This is a genomic window from Methanosarcinales archaeon, from assembly GCA_014859725.1.
GTDB lineage: Archaea > Halobacteriota > Methanosarcinia > Methanosarcinales > Methanocomedenaceae > Kmv04.
The window spans coordinates 1-3600 of sequence record JACUTQ010000201.1; the positions used below are offsets into that span (position 1 = coordinate 1).

At 42.7% G+C, this 3600-nt stretch carries 3 protein-coding genes; all 3 read left to right on the top strand.

Annotation, left to right across the window (positions count from 1 at the left end; genetic code table 11):
• Positions 1 to 443 precede the first annotated feature (443 nt).
• The 3 genes from IBX40_12010 (at position 444) to IBX40_12020 (ending at position 3570) form a co-directional block, all read left to right on the top strand.
• Complete coding sequence (locus IBX40_12010) at positions 444 to 2207, top strand: B12-binding domain-containing radical SAM protein (protein MBE0525036.1); 1764 nt, start codon at positions 444 to 446, stop codon at positions 2205 to 2207.
• Between the two features lie 140 nt (positions 2208 to 2347).
• Entirely contained in the window at positions 2348 to 3091 is a 744-nt protein-coding gene (locus IBX40_12015; GenBank protein MBE0525037.1) for a hypothetical protein, read from the top strand.
• 224 nt (positions 3092 to 3315) lie between these two features.
• Positions 3316 to 3570 carry a metallophosphoesterase gene (locus tag IBX40_12020; GenBank protein MBE0525038.1) on the top strand — a complete coding sequence of 85 codons (255 nt, stop codon included), beginning with the start codon at positions 3316 to 3318 and terminating at the stop codon, positions 3568 to 3570.
• The last annotated feature ends 30 nt before the right edge of the window (positions 3571 to 3600 follow it).

The following is a 3600-nucleotide window of genomic DNA, read 5'->3' on the forward strand; positions in this document are numbered from 1 at the left end:
TTTCCAGCAAGGGGATAAGAAAATGCGTTTATACTTTCCTATACGTGAACAAAATAAAGGAAAAGCCGGTTCTTCCATCTCAGGTCATCCATCCAGTCAAATATTTTCGATTTGGTTGACGACGTTTTTTTAACCAGAGACGCAAACTTAGCTTTCAACCACATATAAGGGATTAAAAACGTTATAAGATTTATAAATCTATTGAAAATGTTATAAATCAATCTATCAAATTAGAAATGCCAGTTTTTTAATTGGATTGGATTTTCTCCGCTACACAAATCCTTAAGTTGCGAAAAATTTATATACTATTAAATCAAATGTTTTTGCGGAGCATGGTTTAGATTGTAATGGACAAATTCCGGATTATCGGAATTCATGATGATTATTCGAGCAAAGATTTAACCAGTCTCCTGAAATAGCTACGGTCTGTTAAAGGAGGATGAATGATGGGTACGATCATGAAAGTTTCATTGGTAGGTGCAGAACTGGAGGAGAACCTTGGTCTGCGTTACATAGCATCAGAATTGGAGTCCAGAGGACATATCGTTGATATAGTCCCATTCAATTCAGAGTATGATATCCCACATGCCGTAAAGCAGGTGACAGGGTTTGCCCCGCAGATTACCGGTTTATCGATGGTATTTACAAGCCGTGCTCGAGAGTTCTGTCATCTTGCCCGGGCACTTAGAGACAGCGGCTACACTGGTCACATTAACGCCGGGGGACATTTTGCTGCTTTGAATTGCCAGAGTCTGCTCAAAGATTTTCAAGCATTTGACTCGGTCGCACTTGGTGAAGGCGAATATATACTCAGTGCTCTGGCAGATAATCTTGATAAGCCATCCCGGGTGCATGGTTTATGTTACCGACGAAACAATGGTTCAGTTGAGATCAACCCCTCTACAGGCAACCCCGATAACCTGAATGCGTTACCATTCCCAAAACGAACAACATTCCACGAGTATTTCGGCAAACCCATTGCCAGTATCTTAAGCAGTAGAGGATGCTGGCGCAACTGTGCCTTTTGCAGCATCAATGCCTGGTACAAAAGCGGTGGTGGAAAGAAGTTTCGAATTCGGAGCGTAGAGAATATCGTAGCAGAGATGAAAGAACTCTACTTTAGTTATGGCATCAGGATATTTAACTTCCAGGACGACAATTTCTTTCTCTCAAACCATATAGATGCCCTTCATCGTTTTGAAGCGCTGCGAGATGAGCTACATAAGGAAGGAGTGCATGGAATTGCTATTGCTATCAAAGCTCGACCTGATAGCATTACCAAAGAATCAATCCAGGTGCTGGATGACCTGGGATTATTCCGGGTATTCCTGGGAGTGGAAAACGCATCAGAGAATGGATTGCGAAAATTGAATCGCAAGTGTTCCATTGACCATATTCTGAATGCTCTTCGGATACTCAATGATTTCGATGTGCACATCGCCTACAACCTGTTAATGTTTGAACCTGACACGGTGTTGGAGGATGTCTTGATTAACCTGCGTTTCATGGAACGGCATATAGAAAATCCGTTCAACTTCTGCCGTGCAGAGGCGTACGCTGGAACAGGTTTGGAGGCGAAACTGCTGGCTGAAGGTGGATTGTTGGGTGATTACTTTGGGTTTGATTACAGACTTAAAGATCCAGGTTCTGAGGCTTTTCATCAGATCGCCAACTATGCCTTCTTTGATCGTAATTTCAGCGATTCCGGATTGCATTATTTCAATATGCAGGTGGATTTCTATTTCCAACTGTTGCGACGCTTTCATCCAGAAGTTCTGAGTCAAACACTGCGCGGAACAGTACGTAATTTCATCAAACAGACAAATCTGGATACTTACCAGTGCTTGTGCCAAATATATGATTTTGTGGCTGTTATCGACCCCAGCGATCATTCATCAATTCGGAGATTTGCAAGAGAGATGCGGGAAATTGTGGATGAAAGAAGTGTTGAGCTTCATGATCAAGGTGAGAACATTCTGCGCTGGCTGAACGATGCATATGGACGCAGAGGCAAAGGTGTAGAATCCAGGGTTGAGATGCCTTTCCAGGGATACGAACCACTTTCAAATAGGGGCTTTGATAGCTCATGGGAGTTTGCAGGGGCTGGGACCACAGAAGCTGCCAGTTTAGACTTATTCGGGAATACGCTATCAGCAATACCTTATAATGTATTTAAGGACCGGATGATTCATCAAAATGAAAAATAAGGGGTGATAAAAAAATAATATACAGACCCAGAAGCATACACTATGACCCATAAAAATTGGTTAACCTATTGTTACTGACTTAAAGAATATAAATACCAGATTAAGCAAAATTATACATAGAGTAAAATTGGAGGAATATTATGAAAGAAGAAAAGATTGTTAGTGTCCGTGATTGGGTAGAGCCGGCACATCCGACTATTATCAAACTTCGAGACGAACTGGTTTCAATATATAAACTCATTCGAGAAAAATATCAGACGGAAATAGACAATACATTCGATCGAGTATCCCGGCAGATAGGGTTTGTGGTAACCACTACCATACCGGTCGTATTTGAGGTTGAAAGGGAGGGTAAAGTCAACCGCATCAGCATGGGGGCAGAACATCTGAAAGGTACCCTTTTTGAACGAGAGCTGTCAGCTGCATTGAAGCCCATCTTAAGCAGCGACCCGATCCCGGCGCTCTCAACAGGTAACTACAAGCTTAACCTCATCTGGTTTGATGCTCTCAAACTGAAACTGCGAACGGACTGGATGGAGCCTGCCCACTTCCGTCCAGGTGGACTCGTGGAGAGCATTCGTCCTGAAATAGCAGCCAAGTTAGTGGGCTTAAAGCATTGCGCATGGTGTGAGCCAGCACACTGGTTTGACCCAGGCATTTTAATCGCCATGGAGGATGCGGTTCTGATCGAAGCAATCGACGAAGTATACCCGGAACTTAAACTTGTGGACCGCGTGGCATCCACCAGGGAAGCTCTCCGTAAGGTTGGACCGGGAGTGAGGGAACCGGCGCATTTCCGCCCGATAGAGGGAGGTTTGGAACCAGAAAAAGCCAAGAATGTGCTTTCAGAACTTGCCTCTGTGCTGCGTAAGTATGGTTATTAGATATTTAAATAAATGGAAAGTATTTTAAAAAGGTATTAACCTCGGTAACAGGGCGGCATAGAACAGCCTGTGCGGGATTGCCACCGCGCGGTTTAACAATGGAGTTGATATTGCTGATGTGGAAGGGAACTGTCACATAATATCGGTTGCATTCCAGAACTGGACTGTATCATTATAAGAGGTGCTTTCAGTACAATTTCACTTAATAAGATACAGGTGGAGAAATGATAATAGTAGTGGCATCTGATGTACATTTGGGATATGAGAAATGCAATAAAGCTGATTTCCTGGAATTTCTGGATAGGTGTGATTCAGCAAGTATAGATCATTTGTTTCTATTGGGTGATATTCTGGACTTCTGGAGACGAAATAACGCCAGAGCAGTTTTAGAGAATAATGAAATCATTGAAAAGATCGCTGAACTGAACGTCAGGAATATACATTACATTGTGGGAAATCGTTCGATCAAATTGAGGTGAGGTGAGTATGAAGGAAGATAAAGCAATTCA

Excerpts from the sequence above, each read along its gene's own strand:
- IBX40_12010 (MBE0525036.1), top strand. The coding sequence starts at position 444 with ATGATGGGTACGATCATGAAAGTTTCATTGGTAGGTGCAGAACTGGAG.
- IBX40_12020 (MBE0525038.1), top strand. The coding sequence starts at position 3,316 with ATGATAATAGTAGTGGCATCTGATGTACATTTGGGATATGAGAAATGC.
- IBX40_12015 (MBE0525037.1), top strand. The coding sequence starts at position 2,348 with ATGAAAGAAGAAAAGATTGTTAGTGTCCGTGATTGGGTAGAGCCGGCA.